General features: G+C 68.9%; 14 protein-coding genes and 1 pseudogene. 9 read left to right on the top strand and 6 right to left on the bottom strand.

The annotated features are described in order from the left end of the window. Positions 1-34: 34 nt before the first annotated feature. Positions 35-1,027, bottom strand: a complete 993-nt coding sequence (locus A5655_RS26640) for a bifunctional 2-polyprenyl-6-hydroxyphenol methylase/3-demethylubiquinol 3-O-methyltransferase UbiG (RefSeq protein WP_067016151.1) — start codon at positions 1,025-1,027, stop codon at positions 35-37. Positions 1,028-1,302: 275 nt separating this feature from the next. Between A5655_RS26640 and A5655_RS26645 the strand changes: the two genes are divergently transcribed. The 3 genes from A5655_RS26645 (at position 1,303) to A5655_RS26655 (ending at position 4,143) form a co-directional block, all read left to right on the top strand. After that, positions 1,303-2,652 carry a PPE domain-containing protein gene (locus A5655_RS26645; protein WP_067016040.1) on the top strand — a complete coding sequence of 450 codons (1,350 nt, stop codon included), beginning with the start codon at positions 1,303-1,305 and terminating at the stop codon, positions 2,650-2,652. 334 nt (positions 2,653-2,986) lie between these two features. Continuing rightward, entirely contained in the window at positions 2,987-3,268 is a 282-nt protein-coding gene (locus A5655_RS26650; RefSeq protein WP_231999287.1) for a DUF732 domain-containing protein, read from the top strand. 71 nt (positions 3,269-3,339) lie between these two features. Then, positions 3,340-4,143 carry an MOSC domain-containing protein gene (locus tag A5655_RS26655; RefSeq protein ID WP_067016047.1) on the top strand — a complete coding sequence of 268 codons (804 nt, stop codon included), beginning with the start codon at positions 3,340-3,342 and terminating at the stop codon, positions 4,141-4,143. Here the strand turns inward: A5655_RS26655 and A5655_RS26660 are convergent, their stop codons facing one another. The 5 genes from A5655_RS26660 to A5655_RS26680 are packed head-to-tail and all read right to left on the bottom strand — an operon-like array spanning position 4,144 to position 7,150. After that, on the bottom strand, positions 4,144-4,389 hold the full coding sequence (locus A5655_RS26660; RefSeq protein WP_067016050.1) for a DUF6480 family protein: 246 nt from the start codon (positions 4,387-4,389) through the stop codon (positions 4,144-4,146). A 45-nt stretch (positions 4,390-4,434) separates the two neighbouring features. Next, positions 4,435-4,989 carry a thioredoxin family protein gene (locus tag A5655_RS26665; protein ID WP_067016053.1) on the bottom strand — a complete coding sequence of 185 codons (555 nt, stop codon included), beginning with the start codon at positions 4,987-4,989 and terminating at the stop codon, positions 4,435-4,437. Between the two features lie 21 nt (positions 4,990-5,010). Beyond that, entirely contained in the window at positions 5,011-5,640 is a 630-nt protein-coding gene (locus A5655_RS26670; protein WP_369807257.1) for a DUF1345 domain-containing protein, read from the bottom strand. A 21-nt stretch (positions 5,641-5,661) separates the two neighbouring features. Continuing rightward, a complete protein-coding gene (locus A5655_RS26675; RefSeq protein ID WP_067016059.1) occupies positions 5,662-6,333 on the bottom strand; it encodes a cutinase family protein in 672 nt (223 codons plus the stop codon). A 46-nt stretch (positions 6,334-6,379) separates the two neighbouring features. Beyond that, positions 6,380-7,150: a class I SAM-dependent methyltransferase gene (locus A5655_RS26680; protein WP_067016154.1), complete on the bottom strand. Its 771-nt coding sequence runs from the start codon at positions 7,148-7,150 to the stop codon at positions 6,380-6,382. 171 nt (positions 7,151-7,321) lie between these two features. On the opposite strand from A5655_RS26680, the gene A5655_RS26685 reads away from it, so the two are divergent. The 6 genes and pseudogenes from A5655_RS26685 to A5655_RS26710 all read left to right on the top strand — a co-directional run bounded on the left by A5655_RS26685 (position 7,322) and on the right by A5655_RS26710 (position 15,723). After that, positions 7,322-8,926 carry a PecA family PE domain-processing aspartic protease gene (locus A5655_RS26685; RefSeq protein WP_082978910.1) on the top strand — a complete coding sequence of 535 codons (1,605 nt, stop codon included), beginning with the start codon at positions 7,322-7,324 and terminating at the stop codon, positions 8,924-8,926. Positions 8,927-9,056: 130 nt separating this feature from the next. Continuing rightward, positions 9,057-10,628, top strand: a pseudogene (locus tag A5655_RS26690) (PecA family PE domain-processing aspartic protease); the annotation flags it as partial. A 68-nt stretch (positions 10,629-10,696) separates the two neighbouring features. Further along, the gene (locus tag A5655_RS26695) at positions 10,697-11,647 is read left to right on the top strand and encodes a DMT family transporter (RefSeq protein WP_231999288.1); all 951 of its coding nucleotides are present in this window, start codon (positions 10,697-10,699) and stop codon (positions 11,645-11,647) included. 61 nt (positions 11,648-11,708) lie between these two features. Then, complete coding sequence (locus tag A5655_RS26700) at positions 11,709-12,608, top strand: lytic transglycosylase domain-containing protein (RefSeq protein WP_067016068.1); 900 nt, start codon at positions 11,709-11,711, stop codon at positions 12,606-12,608. A 72-nt stretch (positions 12,609-12,680) separates the two neighbouring features. Continuing rightward, complete coding sequence (locus A5655_RS26705; RefSeq protein ID WP_082978911.1) at positions 12,681-13,967, top strand: DUF222 domain-containing protein; 1,287 nt, start codon at positions 12,681-12,683, stop codon at positions 13,965-13,967. 169 nt (positions 13,968-14,136) lie between these two features. Further along, a complete protein-coding gene (locus tag A5655_RS26710) occupies positions 14,137-15,723 on the top strand; it encodes a PPE family protein (protein ID WP_197508811.1) in 1,587 nt (528 codons plus the stop codon). The last annotated feature ends 16 nt before the right edge of the window (positions 15,724-15,739 follow it).

Here is a 15,739-nt window from a genome sequence, read left to right on the forward strand (position 1 = left end):
TCTCGCCGTGAGAACACGTTCGGCGAGAGGGACGTCAGGCCGTCTTGCGGTAGACGAGCCAGCGCAACTCGATCGGGGACTCTTCGCGCGGGACGTCGAACACGTCGAGGCCGCTGGCCCAGCTCTCGAACCAGCCCGTCGGGGGCCAGGCGCCTTCGGGCAGATGGGCCTTCTCGTAGTCGTAGGCCGAATCGTCGGCGATCAGCTCGAAAGGCAGCCCGGCCGCGGCATTCGTCACCTCGTCACGGGTGAAGATCATGGTGTTGCACTGCTGCCCGAGTTCGAGCGCGGCGTTGTCGGGGGTGTAGCCGGGCCGCGGCAGGAACGCGTTGAACACCAGGCGCCCGCCGGGGGCCAGGACGTCGGCGGCGAGCTCGAACACGCCGCGCAACTCGTGCGGGGTCCGGAAGTCTGGCACCACCTCGGAGAGCACCATCAGCTGGTACTCGTCGCGGACTCCCTCCATCGCCGTGAAGACGTCGCTCTGCATGACGCGCACGCCGAGCGATTCGCCGTCCACCTCCGCGCGCATCAGCTCGGCGAACTTCGGCGCCATCTCGACCGCGTCCACCGGATGGCCGCGCCGGGCCAGGGCCAGCGCGTTGCGCCCCGTTCCCGCGCCGACGTCCAGCACCCGGCAGCTCGCCGGGTCGGCCGCCTCGCGGGCCAGCGCCAGCACGCGGGCGTCCGGCTCGTGGCCGAACAGCGGCGGTTGGCGGGTGGCGACCCAGTTGTCGTAGTCGGCCTCGACCGTCCGCCACTCGGCCTTGACGCGGTAGTTCAGGCCCGTCCCGAAGGGCACCTGAAACGAGATGACGATCTCCGAACGCTGGGAGGCCTTGAAGGCCTTCGCCAGCTCGGCCTCCAGCACCTGGTTGAGCTGACGAGCTTGTTCGGGCGTGTACGGCACGCCCAGGGTCGCGCACAGGTTCGCGCACAGCTGGGAGTACTCGTCGATCATGCCGGGCACGGCCGGCACCGAGATCTGGCCCTCGGCCATCGATCGGCGGTACAGCCGGCTGACCATCGCTTCGCGCAGCCTCGGCGTGTCGAACGGTTTGGGCTGCGGCGCGTCCACGAGACTCTTCTACACGACCCGATCCGCGGTCGCACAGGGGCAGCCCACCGACAGCACCTGTTAACGCGCCCGTTTGACGGGGTAATCGCCACGTTCACGCGCCGGACATGTACTACTGAGGGAAGTGCGATCCTTTGCCGGCCCGGTTTCGCCCGCCGCCCAACTAGTCGTCGCCGAAGGCGCCAGCGCCCTGGCGGCGCTTTGACTCGATCGGAGGGAACGACATGGACTTCGCCGCGCTGCCGCCCGAGATCAACTCCGCCCGGATGTACACCGGCCCCGGCTCGGGGCCGTTGCTGGCCGCCGCGACGGCCTGGGACGGGCTGGCCGCCGCCCTGCACGCGGCGGCGAGCTCCTACCAGTCGGAGGTCGCGGCGCTGACCGCCGGCCCCTGGCTGGGCCCGGCTTCGGGGTTGATGGCCGCCGCGGCCGCCCCGTACCTGACGTGGACGAGAATCTCCGCGACGCAGGCCGAGCAGACCGCCAACCAGGCCAAAGCCGCGGCGGGCGCCTACGAGACGGCCTTCGCCGAGACGATCCCGCCGCCGGTGGTCGCGGCGAACCGCAGCCTGCTGATGACCCTGGTCGCGACGAACATCTTCGGACAGAACACCCCCGCGATCGCGACAACCGAGGCGCAGTACGCCGAGATGTGGGCCCAGGACGCCGCCGCCATGTACGGCTACGCCGCCGCGTCGGCGTTGGCGACGACGCTGACGCCGTTCTCGCCGCCGCCGCGCAACACCAGCGCCGCCGGGCCCGCCGCCCAGGCCGCGGCGGTGGCGCAGGCCACCGGTACCTCCGCGGGAAACGCGCAGAGCGCCGTGTCGAGCGTGCCGGCGGCGATCGCCGCGGTGCCCAACGCGCTGACCAGCCTCGCGGCCACCCCCGCCCAGTTCGGCCCGCTCGACCTGCTGGCCGTGCTTGCGAACCTGAGCGGGGTCTTCATCGACCCCGAACTAAGCGCGGCGAGCCTCGGGGTCGACACGGGAGTGGCGCTACCGGCCCTTCCGTTCGACGTCGCCGGCGCCCTGACCGGTTTCCACACCGACAACATCGTCAGCGGTTGGGCGGGGGTCGAGGCGTGGCCGGGGACGGCGCCGGTGCCACCGTCGCCCTTCCCGGTGATCACGAACCTGGCCGGCGGGTCGGCGGCCACGGCCGGCCTCGCCGAAGCGAAAACCATTGGCGCGCTGTCGGTTCCACCTGCCTGGGCGGCGGAGACAACGATGATACGACCCCTGGCGGTCGCATTGCCGGCGGCCAGCGTGGGCGCCGCCGCCGAGGCCTCCACCGGAAGCATGGGCAGCCTGTTCAGCCAGATGGCACTGGCGGGCATGGCCGGGCGCGCGATGGCCGGTACCGGTGGCGCGGGCGGCGGCCCGGCCCGCCGGGAACGGATCGGCGCGCCCACGACCACCGAAAAGAAAGCGCCGCCGGACGCCCCGGCCGGCGGACCGATCACGAGCGTGGCCGCCGAGCTCCGGGAACTGGCCTCGCTGCGCGACTCGGGAATCCTCACCGACGAGGAATTCACAGAACAGAAAAAGAAACTCCTGGCTCAGATCCCCTAGCAAATTGTCGATCAGGGCAACAGTTGCCATTCGACGGCTGCCGAAGCTATGCACCGGATGGTTACGCGGCGTATTCGCCGGCGTTGCATTCCTGCCAACGGGCGATGCACTTGTTGCCGCGCGCGATAGGCCGTCCCCTCACTCACTGTCGCGGGGATCGACCCCGGCGTCATCGACCACCGAGCTTGGCCAACCGTCGCGTCACAAGTTTCTAAAATTTTAATATTCACGCCGGCCCGGACGCTCATATACTGGCGGCACCCTAGACGCCAAAAGAAAAGAAGGGCACGAAATGTCTGCACCTCGTTGGCTGGCCAAACTGACAATTCCCGTGATGGTTGGCGCTGCCCTGACAGCAAGCACCGCGATTGCATCGGCCGACTCCACGGACGACGCATACCTCGCGAAGCTGAAAACGCTCGGATTCAGCTGGCCCTCGTCGAGCGACTCCGACATGATCGCGATGGGGCACGCGGTGTGCGCCGACCGGATGGCCGGCAAGACGCCGGATGCGATCGCCGCCGACTTGCACTCCAACATGAGCCAGAAGGGCTTCTCGTTCGCCGACATGACCGGCTGGGTCAGCGCGGCGGAATCGACCTACTGCCCGGGCTAGTCGACGCCGCACGCCCCACTACTGTCGTCCCTGACGGTTAACGACGGGTCTCTCGCGGGGGATAAGTGCACATGCGGGTGGAGAGTTTGCGCCGCTATCCGGTGAAGTCGATGCTCGGCGAAGCCGTGGACTCCCTGTTCGTCGACGAAGGCGGCGCGGAGGGCGACCGGCGGCTGGCGCTCGTCGACACCGAAACCGGCCATGTGGCAAGCGCCAAACAGGCGCGGCTGTGGCGCGGGCTGCTGAAATGCACCGCCCACGCCGACACCGGTCGGGTCAGGATCCGGCTGCCCGACGGGACCGACATCACGGACGACGACCCCGGCGTCGACGACGTGCTGTCGCGGCTGTTGGGGCGCACGGTCCGATTGGTCAGTCAGCGACCACAAGGCGCGACGCTGGAGCGCCCGGATCCCGAGCAGCTGCTCGAGCTCGGGTTGGACGCCGAGGTCGGCGGCCGCATCCTGGAGATCGCTCAGGCGACCCCGGGTGACTCGTTCACCGACGAGGCCCCGCTGCATGCGATCACCACGGCCACCCTCGAGCACATCGGCGTGGAGGCCTTGCGATATCGGCCGAACCTGGTGATCACGACGCCGCCCGGCCACCCTCCCTATTCCGAAAATGATTGGGTGGGAAGGGAAATCGTGGTGGGGGAGGCGCGGCTGCGCGCCCTGACGGCCACCTCACGCTGCGTGGTGCCCACGCTCGAGCACGGCCCATTGCCGCGCGCCCCGCACGCGCTTCGCACTCCCGCCGCTGAGAACCGTTGGGACACAGGGGGTCACGGGCCGCAGCCGTGCGCGGGGGCCTACCTGGAGGTGGTGGGGCGGGGCGTGGTCCGGGTCGGTGACCCCGTCACCATCCGTGCGTAATCAGCCCAGCCCAAGTATTTTCATGACGAGCAGCACCCCCACCGCGGCGAACGCCACGACGAATACGCAGACGGCGATGATCGTAAGGGCGGACCCGGGAGTGAACCGCCCGCGATTGGGTGGTTGAGCCTCTGCCACACCGGAGGTCTGCGGCGCGGCCGGCGGGGTCGCCCCCGGCGTGACGCCCCCACCCCGCTCGAGGTCGGGGGTTTGTGCGGGATCGGGATCGGGGGGTTGCGCGGTCATAACTGCTGTTGCGATACCCGCCCGCGCGGCGGCCAAACGCGCGAATCAGGCTGAACGCCACTTGATGCCGCACCCGATCGACGGGCGCTGATCGGCATCGACCGGCCTCCCGGCGAGCACCGCGTCGACCGCCGCCCGGACGTCGGCGCCCGTCACCGGCTTGTCGTTTCCCGGGCGGGAGTCGTCGAGCTGTCCGCGGTAGACGAGCCGGCGCTCGCCGTCGAAGACGAACGTGTCGGGCGTGCAGGCCGCCGAGAATGCCCGCGCGACGTCCTGGCTCTCGTCGTAGAGGTAGGGAAACGTCCAGCCGTGGGCGCGGGCCTCGGCGACCATCTGCTCGGGCCCGTCCTGCGGGTAGGTGACGACGTCGTTGCTCGAGATGCCGACCATCGCGACGCCCTTGTCGGCGAGGTCACGGCCCAGCGCGGCGAGCCCGGCTGCGACGTGCTTGACGTACGGGCAGTGGTTGCAGATGAAGGTGACGACGAGCGCGGGGCCCGCGAGATCGTCGAGGCTGACCGTGTCGCCGGTGGCCGGCTCGGGCAGCGAGAAGGGCGGCGCGGGGGTGCCGAGGGCGAGCATGGTGGACTCGATGGCCATGCCAGCCAGATTAACCCGGCGTCACAGCTTGGAACCCAGCCCGGCGATCAAATTGATCGTGACCGCAAGGACAACGGCGCCAAGCAGATACGACAGCAGCGCCTGGCGCAACACCGTCGCCCGGATGGCGGTCAGTCCGATCTCGGTGTCGGACACCTGATAGGTCATGCCGACGGTGAAGGCCAGATACGCGAAGTCGCTGAACCGGGGCGGCTCCGGGTCGTGAAAGTTGATCCCGCCCGGCTCGTCCGAGTAGTACAGCCGCGCGTAGTGCACGGTGAACAACGTGTGCACCGCGAACCAGGACGCCGTAACGGCCAGGATCCCCAGCAGCGCGGCCGCGACGGCCGCCGCGCCGGAGCGCGACCCGGCCGCCACCACATAGCCGACCCCGACCAGGCTCGCCAGGCTTGCCGACACGACGACGGTGTCGGCGATCCACCGGGTGGGGTCCTCGCGGGTCACGTACTCACGGGTTTCGTCGGCATCCATCCGGCCCAGCAGGAGCCACGTCCACACCACATACACACCGGCGGTGACGACCCAGCCGACGAGTGCGAATCGCCAGCCGATCGTGTTGCCCACCGCGAATGCGACGGCGGCGCCGATCACCACGGCGATCAGGATCCGAACCGCGACGAGGGATTTCACAATCCGTTGGCTCGGAGGCTGCTAGCCGTTCTGTGCCCGCGCGGGCGTCTGACCGATCTTGTTGGCCGCGAACGTCGCGGCCTGGTTGACCATCCCGGAGTCGATGTACGTCATGTGGGAGAAGATGTTGCCGCCGGCGGAGCAGATGGGGTCGTCGGGCGCACACAGGCTGATGGTCCGGCCGACCAGCACCGGGCTGATCGTCGGGAGCGGCTGGCCGCCCCACAACATGCTGGAGAATCCGCTGGAGGGCTCGCCGAACAGGGCGACGGCCGCGACGTGATCGGCCACCGGGCCCGGCAATGTCTGGCTGGCGAGGTCGATCACGGTCGAGCCCTGCGAGTATCCGCCGAGCACCATTTTCGTGTTGGGACAGCTGGCGGCGACGTCCTGGATGTGCGCGCTGGCGTCGTTGGAGCCGGCCGTCGCGCTGTTGTGGTAGTCGTCGTTGGCCGGGTAATTGACGGCGTAGACGCTGACGGACCGCCCCCCGAGCTGCGACGTGAGCGAGTCGACAAACGCCTGCCCCATGTTTCCCAGGCCGGGCTCCTGATGGGTGCCGCGAGCGAAGACCACCGCGACGTCGGTGCAGGGATCGGCGGACGCGGCCGGGGTGACCATCGGCGCGCAGAGCGCCGCCCACGCCGTCACGGCCGAAACTCCAACGATGCGGGCAACCCTGCGTGAATTCATTTCCAAATGCTGACACACCCTCGCCGACCGCGGCGCATGCGGTGCCTCATAGCCCGTCGCCGCGCGCGATCCGGTCGGCGCGCCAGCAGCGCGCCTGCATCGGGATGTCCACCGCGTCGGCGCCGGGAAAGCGCGCCTCCAGGGCCGCCCGCGCTTCGGCCAGCCTCCGGGCGCGTTCGTCGGGGGATGCCACGATGACCCGGCTGTAGGTGCCCAGCATCGCGACGGCGTCGTCGATCGTCATGGTCCGGGTGAACCGGAACGTCTCGCGCGCGAAGTTGCGGAAGACCGCGGGCAGCGGGAGGACGATGTCCAGGCGCCGGCGCGCCCGGTCGGCCGCCTCGGCCCCGGAAGGTTCGTCGCCGGGCAGCCGGTCCAGGTTGCGCACCCAGCCGACCTCGCGGTCCCGGCTGGTCCAGATCAGGCCGAGCCGACCGCCGTCGCGCAGCACCCGACCGATCTCGGGCACGGCGCGCTCGTGGTCCAGCCAGTGCCACGCCGACGAGACGAACACCGCGTCCGCGGAGGCGTCGGGCAGCGGAATCGACTCGCCGCGGCCCTCGACGACGCGCACGCCGGGGGACCGGGCCGTCAGGACCCGCCGCATGCGTGCGTCGGGTTCGACGGCGATGACCTGCGTGGCCTTGCCCACCAGCGTGCGGGTGAACAGTCCGGTGCCCGCGGCGACGTCGACCGCCACCCCGCAACCCGGCGGAACGAGCCAGTCCACGGCCTGCTGCGGGGGTTGCGGCCGGAGCCCGTCATAGTTTTCGGCGATCGATCCGAAGGACATCGCGCGTTGTTGGCGGTCGGTCACAGCGCCACGGTAGTCGCGGTCGGCAGGCACGGCCGCCGGCATGGAAACGTTTGGTAAATCCCGAGAATTTTGCCCAGGTTTTCCCTAGAGTCTCGCGTATCGGCTGGTGGCGTGATGTGCCGTCCCCGCTGGAAACGTGGTCGTGGGGCAGAGCGGAAGGACACCCGGGGGATGAGTTTTCTGACGTCACCGCCAGAGATCATTTCGTCTCTGCTCCACGCGGGCGCCGGCCCGACGCCGATGCTGGCCGCGTCCGCGGCGTGGGATGGGCTGGCCGCCGAACTGGGCTCCGCGGCGCAGTCGTTCTCCTCGATCACCTCGGGGTTGGCCGCCGACGCCTGGCAGGGGCCCGCCTCGGCGGCGATGCTGTCGACCGCGGCGCAGTACACCGGGGCGCTGAGCGCCGCGGCGACGCAGGCGCAGACGGCCGCCGTGCAAGCCCAGGTGGTCGCCAGCGAGTTCGAGTCCGCCCTGGCCGCCACCGTGCATCCCGTGCTGGTCACCGCGAACCGGAACCAGTTGGTGCAGCTGGTGTTCTCGAACCTGTTCGGGCAGAACGCGCCCGCGATCGCCGCGACCGAAGCCGCATACGAGGAAATGTGGGCCCAGGACGTGTCCGCGATGGTCGGCTACCACGGCGGGGTTTCGGCGGCCGCGGCCCAACTCTCGACCTGGGCGTCCGCGGTGCAGGCGCTGCCGGCGCAGGCGTCCGCCGCGATTGCCGGCCAACCCAACCCTGCGGCCGCCGTCCCCGCGGCAATCGGCTCGCTGACCTCCGCGGCCAACAACCCGCTCACGAACCTGATTTCGGGCTTCGAGAAGTACGCCATCAACGTGATCAACGCGCCCACCGACATCCTGTTCGGGCGCCAGCTGATTCCCACCGGGCCGCAGTCGCTCGGCACCAGCGCGACAGTTACCGGCGGCACAGCGACCGCCCCGCTGACGGTCTTCGCCGGGACCGAGCCGTTGGTGAACGCGTCGGTCGGCACCGGATCGCCCGTGCCACTGCTGGTCGACACCGGCTCGGCCGGCCTCGTCATCCCGTTCACAAAGGTCGGCGGGCTGTTGGGAGTCCTCCAGCTCGGCATCCCCCGGGGCGGCGGCATCGGGGGTTACAGCGGCGGGCTGGATTACCTGTACCTCACCTACAACGCGCCGGTGAATTTCGGCGGCGGGCTGGTCACCGCGTCGACCCCTGTCAACGTCGAGTTCCTGGCGTTCCCGGTGTCCATCCAGTCCGCGATGACCAACGGCCTGACGTTCCAGTCCTTCTTCGCCTCCGACGGCGCGGCCGGCGTTCTGGGTGTCGGACCCAATGCCGGCGGCCCGGGCCCGAGCATTCCGCTGCAGGCGCTGCCGGCACCCTTCAACTCGGGCCTGCTGATCAATCAGACCGATCCCAGCCCTTATCTGCAGTTCGGAGCCCAACCAGCAATCAATGGGCATTCTGTGTTGACGACGCTGCCCCAAATGCCGATCACCGGCTTAGACGTGACCGTCACTCACGGCGCCACTACAACTTCGTTTCCAAATGTCCAATCGATTGTTGACTCCGGCGGTGTAGAAGGAACCCTCCCGACCGGGTTGAACGCGCAGCCGGGAGACACCATCGTGGTCTCTGCCAACGGTCAAGATCTTTACTCGTTCGTGTACAACTCGGACTACTTCCCCACGGCGATCTCGAGCGGGCTGATGAATACCGGGAACCTGATTTTCGCGGAGCACCCGGTCTACATCAACTACGCCACGGGCGGCGCGACCGTTTACCAGTGATCTGAGATCCGCCGCTTTAGCAATCGGTATAGCGGATCGTTAACGGGAAGAACGGTTTTCAACTCGTTCGTCCCGGCGTTCCATAACCTTTGCTTACCGATCGTGGTGCGGAGGGGGAGGGCGGCGGGGCATGAGTTTCTTGGTGCTACCACCGGAAATCAATTCGACCCTGATGTACTGCGGTGCCGGCTCGTCACCGATGCTGGCCGCCGCCGCGGCGTGGGATGGGCTGGCCGCCGAATTGGGGTCGGCGGCGCAGTCGTTTTCGTCGATCACCTCGGGGTTGGCCGCCGCGGCCTGGCAGGGACCGGCGGCAACGGCGATGACGTCCACCGCCGCGCGGTACGCCGGGACGCTCAGCGCGGCCGCGACGCAGGCGGAATCGGCTGCGGCGCAAGCCCAGACGGTCGCGAACGCGTTCGAATCCGCCGTCGCCGCCACGGTCCATCCCGCGGCCGTAAGCGCCAACCGCAACGGGCTCGTGCAGCTGGTCGTGTCAAACCTGTTCGGGCAGAACGCACCCGCGATCGCGGCGGCCGAGGCCGAGTACGAGCAGATGTGGGCCGCCGACGTGGCCGCGATGGTCGGCTACCATGGCGGCGCCTCGGCCGCGGCGGCACAGTTGCCCTCGTGGTCGTCGGCCCTTCAGGGTCTGCCGGCCCAGGCATCCGCCGCCGTCGCCGCGAGTCCCGTTGGCGCGGGACTGAATTCGATCAGCTCCGCGGTCGCGAGCAGTCCCGCCGCGGCGATGCTCGGCCAGGCTCAGCAAGCCGTCATCGACGCGGTCAACACCCCGGCCGAACTGTTGGTGGGCCGTCCGCTGATCGGCAACGTCGCCGCCAGCGTCGTCACCAACGCGACGACCAGCCAGCCCGGCACCGTCCCGATAACGATGGTCAATTCCGTCGAGCCGGTGGTGAATGTCGCCGTCGGCGGCGGAGGGTTTGCGCCCGTCTTGGTCGACACCGGATCCACGGGTCTCGTTGTCCCGCTTCGCAATGTCGGCGGAATATTCGGGCTGCTCAGTCTGGGATTGCCCGTCGGAATCGGCACCGGCGGCTACAGCGGCGGATTGAATTATCTCTACGCCACATTCGACGCGCCGGTGAATTTCGGGAATGGACTCGTCACGGCGAGGACCCCCGTCAATGTCGAGCTCTTTTCGTGGCCGTCGTCCCTGCAGGCGGCGATGAGCCACGGCTGGGGCTGGCGGTCCTATTTCGCGGCCGACGGTGTGACCGGCGTGCTCGGGGTTGGGCCCAATGCAGGCGGCCCGGGACCCAGCATCCCGACCCAGGCATTGCCGGCGCCCTACAACCAGGGCCTGCTGATCAACGAGGTCGGGGCTAAACCGTATCTGCAGTTCGGTCCGCCTCCGATAAACCTGACCCCGTTCGCCACGTTGAACGGGTCGCCGGTCACCACCTTGGGGCTGAGCACCGGACCGTTGGGCTTCCTGGGGCCGCAGTACACCGTCAACGCGGTGATCGATTCGGGCGGTGTCGAGGGAACCATCCCCACCGGCCTCAACGCGGTGCCCGGCACCGCCATTTATGTCTGGGCCCCCAACGGCCAGCTGTTGTACTCCTACGTTTACGACGGGACGTACTTCCCGACGCCGTCGCCGTACGTCATGAACACCGGGGCGCTGCCCTTCCTCGAACACCCGGTGTACATCTCGTATAGCCCCGGCGGCGTCGGGACGACGATCTTCTATCGGTGAGTCGCGCCCCCTCGACGGCCGAGTTTCGCGCCGCTTGAATGCCGGGTATGCACCCGGCCATGGGGTGGGTGGCGCAACACGCGGTGGCGATCGTGTCGGCGTTGCTTGCCGCATTCTGGGCCGCGGTCGGAATCGTCGTCCGGCAACGCGTCGCCCGCGGCGTACCGGACGACAAAGCCATGTCGCCGACGATGGCCACCACCCTGGTCCGCGAACCGCTGTGGTGGGCGGGCACTCTCGCCGCCGTCGCCGGCTACGTCTTCCAAGCGCTGGCGCTGGCCCACGGATCCTTGCTCTTGGTGCAGCCGCTGCTGGTGTCGTCGCTGCTGTTCGCGCTGCCGATGAGCGCGAGGCTGTGCCACCAGCGCATCAGTTGGGCCGACTGGGGGTGGGCGACGCTGCTGACCGCCGCCCTGGCCGTATTCGTGCTCGTCGGTCAGCCCCGCGAGGGCCATAACCGGGCCCCCGTGCCGGCGTGGACGATCGCCCTGATGATGACCGTGCCGCTGGTGATCGTGTGCGTCGCCGCGGCCCGCCGCGCCGCCGGCCGGCCCCGCGCCATGCTGCTCGCGGTCCCGGTGGCGGTCCTGCTAGGCATGATCGCCGTCCTGACTAAGATCTGCACGCACCGCTTCGCCGTGGCCGGGTGGCACGGGCTGCTGACGGTTCCCGCCCTGTATGTGCTGGTGGGGCTGGCCGTCGCGCTCACCGTGGTGCAGCAGGCGGCGTTCCACGCCGGTGCGTTGCAGGCGTCCGTGCCGATCATGTTGGTCGGCGAACCGATCGTCGCGGTCGTGCTCGGCGTCGTGGTGCTCGGGGAGCACCTCGCCGTTCGGGGGTCGGCGGCGCTGGTCCTTGCCGTCGCGGTGGCGGCGATGGCGGCGGCCGCGATCGCGCTCGGCCGCGACGAAGCCGCCGGAGCCAGTTTGCCGACCCGGCGGCAACCGCCGCTCGAGCCGATGACCGCCGCCCCCGCGCGAATCGGGGATAGCGCATAGCGTCGGCCGGTGGGCTCGCTACCGTTGAGCTACCCCGAGTCGGATCGACGGGAGGCCCACCGTGAGCGGTAAACCGCGCGCCACGCTGCTTGTCCTCGGCGTGATCCTGGTCGTCCTTGCTGGGGCGCCGGCTCCGACGTCGGCGGCCACGACGACGGCGCGGCCCGCCGCGCCGAGCATCCCCGCCGGCGCGCAGCCCCAACTGGCGTCGGACCCCGCACAAGTGGCCGACGACCTCGTCGCCGACGAGCACGCGCTGCGTGACGCGTCGACCGGGGAGGCCGCGTTGGCGGCGGCGGCGCACCGCGAGCAGGCGGCCTACCGCGCCATCGGGCGCCACCCCGAATGGGACGCGACCATACGACCGCGGATCCCGGCGTCGCTGCTCGACGTCTACGACCGCAACGTCGACGCCCGCCGGCAGCTCACCGCCATGACGGCCGTCCGAGACACGCTGCCCGCGTGGAGCATTGAGCCACCGGCGCCGGCCGACGAGCTGCTGGGCTACTACCACCAAGCGGAGTCGGAATCCGGCGTCGGCTGGAACTACCTGGCCGCGATCAACCTCGTCGAAACGCGCCTCGGCAGCATCCATGGCGTCAGCACCGCGGGCGCCCGGGGGCCGATGCAATTCCTGCCCGGGACATTTGCCAGCTACGGGCAGGGCGGTGACATCAACTCGCCGCACGACAGCATCATGGCGGCCGGCCGCATGCTGGCCGCCAATGGCTTTGTCGGCGACCGCGATCACGCCATCTACCGGTACAACCACGCGAACGAATACGTGCGCGCCGTCGATCAATACGCGGCCCTCATCGGATCCGATCCGGCCACGTTTGCCGGCTTCTACCGCTGGGACGTGTACTGCAACACCACCGCGGGCGACGTGCTGCTGCCCATCGGCTACGCCGCGTCGTCACCGATCCCCGCCGCGGAGTACGTGGCCAGCCACCCGCAGTGACGAGGATCGGCGCGCTGGCGGCGCGGATTTCATAGCCGAAAACTTGTCGTACCCGGTTGCGATGATGGGGTTATGTCGTTGACCGCAGCTGCTGGCTCTTGGGTGAATACGCCCACGCGTATTGACGTGTTGTTTGAGGAGTTGGCGGAGTTGTGCGGTCAGCGCAATGCGATTGATGGGGGCATTGTGGAGATCGTCGCCGAGATCGATCGTGACGGGTTGTGGGGTAACACCGGCGCGCGGTCGATCCCGGCGTTGGTGGCCTGGAAGACCGGTTGCTCGCCGGCCAACGCGCACACGATCACCACGGTGGCGCGCCGCATGGACGAGTTCCCGCGCTGCACCCAGGCGTTGCGGGAGGGGCGGCTGTCGCTGGATCGGCTCGGGGTGATCGCCGCACGCGCCGGGCAGGGCTCGGATGCGCATTACGTGGAGTTGGCGCAGGTCGCCACGGTCAACCAGTTGCGCACCGCGGTCAACCTCGAACCGCGCCCCCAACCAGAACCGCGGCCCGAGCAGGCCTCGATCACCAAGAGCTCCGATGAGCAGTTCGCCTGGTGGCGGATCAAACTCCCGCACCCCGAGGCGGCCAAGTTCGACGCCGCGCTGGCGTCGCATCGCGACGCGCTGATCACCCAGTGGAAGCGCGATCGCGGCGACAGTTCAGAGAATTGTCCGCCGCTGCCCGACACGATGGATGCGTTCATGCGCCTGGTCGAGGCCGGCTGGGACGCCGAGGCCACCCGCCGCCCGCACGGCCAGCACACCACGGTGGTCGTGCACCTCGACGTGGCGGCGCGCGCCGCCGCGCTGCATCTGGGGCCGCTGCTGTCCGACGCCGAACGCCGCTACCTGACCTGCGATGCCACCTGTGAGGTGTGGTTCGAACGCGACGGGCAGCCCATCGGCGCCGGGCGCACGACCCGGGTGATCAATCGCCGGCTGCGCCGCGCGCTCGAACACCGCGACCGCACGTGCGTGGTGCCCGGCTGCGGGGCCACTCGCGGTCTGCACGCGCATCACATCCGGCACTGGGAGGACGGCGGGCCCACCGAGTTGGCCAACCTGGTGCTGGTCTGCCCCTATCACCACCGGGCACACCACCGCGGCGAGATCACCATCACCGGAACCGCCGACCGGCTGATCGTCACTGACGATGACGGCCAACCACTGAACCCGGGATCGACCGCGCGCCGGTGTTACCCCACAACCCGTCACGATCGATCTCGGCAACGATCTCCACAATGCGGCCATCAATGGCATTGCGCTGACCGCACAACTCCGCCAACTCCTCAAACAGCACGTCAATACGCGTGGGCGTATTCACCCAAGGCTCGGCAGCTGCGGTCAACGACATAACCCCATCATCGCAACCGGGTACGACAAGTTTCCGCCATCATCCAAGCGCCACAGCCTGATTGGCGGGTCACCGAGGATAAAGCGCCCGCCAAATCAGGATTGTCGGCCGAATCCATGCGGTACCTTCCTGAAAGGGGAATGCGATCAGCGCTGATCGAGGGGAGCAGTAATGAGCTTTTTGGTGTGGCCGCCCGAGGTGAATTCGGTACTGCTGCTTGACGGACCGGGCCCGGGGCCGATGCTGGAGGCGGCCGCGGCCTGGGACGGCGTGGGCTCCGAATTGAGTTCGGCGGCGAACGCGTTCGGCTCGTTGACCTCCGACCTCGCCGGCCAGGCCTGGCAAGGCCCGTCGTCGGCGTCCATGACGAGCGCGGCCGCCCGCTATGTGAGCTGGCTGGGCGGGGCGGCCGCCCAAGCCGAACAGTCGGCGGCCCAGGCCCGGGCGGCCGCCGTCGCCTACGAGTCCGCGCTGGCCACGATCGTGAACCCCAGCGTGATCAACGCCAACCGCGGCCAGCTGGTGTCGCTGGTGCTCTCGAACCTGTTCGGTCAAAACGCCCCGGCGATCGCGGCCGCCGAGGCCGACTACGAGCGGATGTGGGCCCAGGACGTCGCCGCGATGGGTGGGTATCACGCCAGCGCGTCGGCAACGGTCGCGCAGTTGGGCTCGTGGGAGCAATCGCTCGAAAGCCTGCCCGGTGAATTCGTCCAGGCCGTCCAAAGCGAATTCAACCACGTAGCCAACACGGTCTTCGGCACCATCTTCGGGGCGCCGGCGAATCCGCCGTTCTCGGCAACGCAGACGGGGACCTACACCGGCGGACCGTCGCTGGCCACGCGATTCGAAGAAGCCGCGCTGTACCCGGTGAAACCCCTGCTGGGCTTCTTTCCCGGGCTCGAAGCTCAACTTTCGTCGCCCAGTTCCCCGTTCCTGCAGCTGTTCACGGGCGACAACCCGCTACTCGGGATAGGTCTGTCCAACAAGCCGCCGGCATTGCTGCCGTTGCTGCTGGGGGAAACGGTCCAGCAGACCACGTACAACGGGATGCCCGTCGTGCAGATCACGCCGGCCCATCCGACCGGCGACTACGTGGTGGCCATCCACGGTGGGGCGTTCATCTTCGCGCCGTCGATCTTCCACTGGATCGATTACACCGTGATGGCCTACCAGACCGGCGCGACCATCGAGGTGCCGATCTACCCGCTGCTGCAGCAGGGCGGCACCGCGGGCACGGTGGTGCCCAACATGGCCAACTTCATCTCCTCGCAGGTCGCCGCGCACCCAGGCCACGTCAGCGTGACCGGGGACTCGGCGGGCGGCAACCTGGCACTTGCGGCCCTCGAATACACGTTGGCCCAGAATCCGAATGCCGCTATGCCGACGTCGATGGTCCTGCTGTCCCCGTGGCTGGACGTCACCTTCAGCAACCCGAACATTGCGTTCGTCCAGGATCCCCTGCTGCCTGTCGCGCCCGGGATTCAGATCGGCAAGGAGTGGGCGGGCGGCCTCAGTGTGACCGACCCCATGGTGAGTCCGCTGTACGGGAACCTCGCCGGGCTCCCGCCGACGTATGTCTACACGGGCAACCTGGATTCCCTCTCGCCCGACGTGCTTGTGTTGCAGCACAACGCCGCCCTGGCCGGAGCCCCGTTCAACTTCGTGCTGGCCAACGGCCAGATTCACGACTGGATCATCCTCACGCTGGACGGCCCGCAGTACTGGGCGCAGATCGATCACGAACTCGGTATCGCCTAACCGCGCCTCGACGCTC

It is taken from the genome of Mycobacterium sp. 1081908.1, from assembly GCF_001673535.1.
GTDB lineage: Bacteria > Actinomycetota > Actinomycetes > Mycobacteriales > Mycobacteriaceae > Mycobacterium.

Excerpts from the sequence above, each read along its gene's own strand:
- A5655_RS26640 (WP_067016151.1), bottom strand. The coding sequence starts at position 1,027 with ATGGTCAGCCGGCTGTACCGCCGATCGATGGCCGAGGGCCAGATCTCG.
- A5655_RS26645 (WP_067016040.1), top strand. The coding sequence starts at position 1,303 with ATGGACTTCGCCGCGCTGCCGCCCGAGATCAACTCCGCCCGGATGTAC.
- A5655_RS26650 (WP_231999287.1), top strand. The coding sequence starts at position 2,987 with ATGGTTGGCGCTGCCCTGACAGCAAGCACCGCGATTGCATCGGCCGAC.
- A5655_RS26655 (WP_067016047.1), top strand. The coding sequence starts at position 3,340 with ATGCGGGTGGAGAGTTTGCGCCGCTATCCGGTGAAGTCGATGCTCGGC.
- A5655_RS26660 (WP_067016050.1), bottom strand. The coding sequence starts at position 4,389 with ATGACCGCGCAACCCCCCGATCCCGATCCCGCACAAACCCCCGACCTC.
- A5655_RS26665 (WP_067016053.1), bottom strand. The coding sequence starts at position 4,989 with ATGGCCATCGAGTCCACCATGCTCGCCCTCGGCACCCCCGCGCCGCCC.
- A5655_RS26675 (WP_067016059.1), bottom strand. The coding sequence starts at position 6,333 with ATGAATTCACGCAGGGTTGCCCGCATCGTTGGAGTTTCGGCCGTGACG.
- A5655_RS26685 (WP_082978910.1), top strand. The coding sequence starts at position 7,322 with ATGAGTTTTCTGACGTCACCGCCAGAGATCATTTCGTCTCTGCTCCAC.
- A5655_RS26695 (WP_231999288.1), top strand. The coding sequence starts at position 10,697 with ATGCACCCGGCCATGGGGTGGGTGGCGCAACACGCGGTGGCGATCGTG.
- A5655_RS26705 (WP_082978911.1), top strand. The coding sequence starts at position 12,681 with ATGTCGTTGACCGCAGCTGCTGGCTCTTGGGTGAATACGCCCACGCGT.
- A5655_RS26710 (WP_197508811.1), top strand. The coding sequence starts at position 14,137 with ATGAGCTTTTTGGTGTGGCCGCCCGAGGTGAATTCGGTACTGCTGCTT.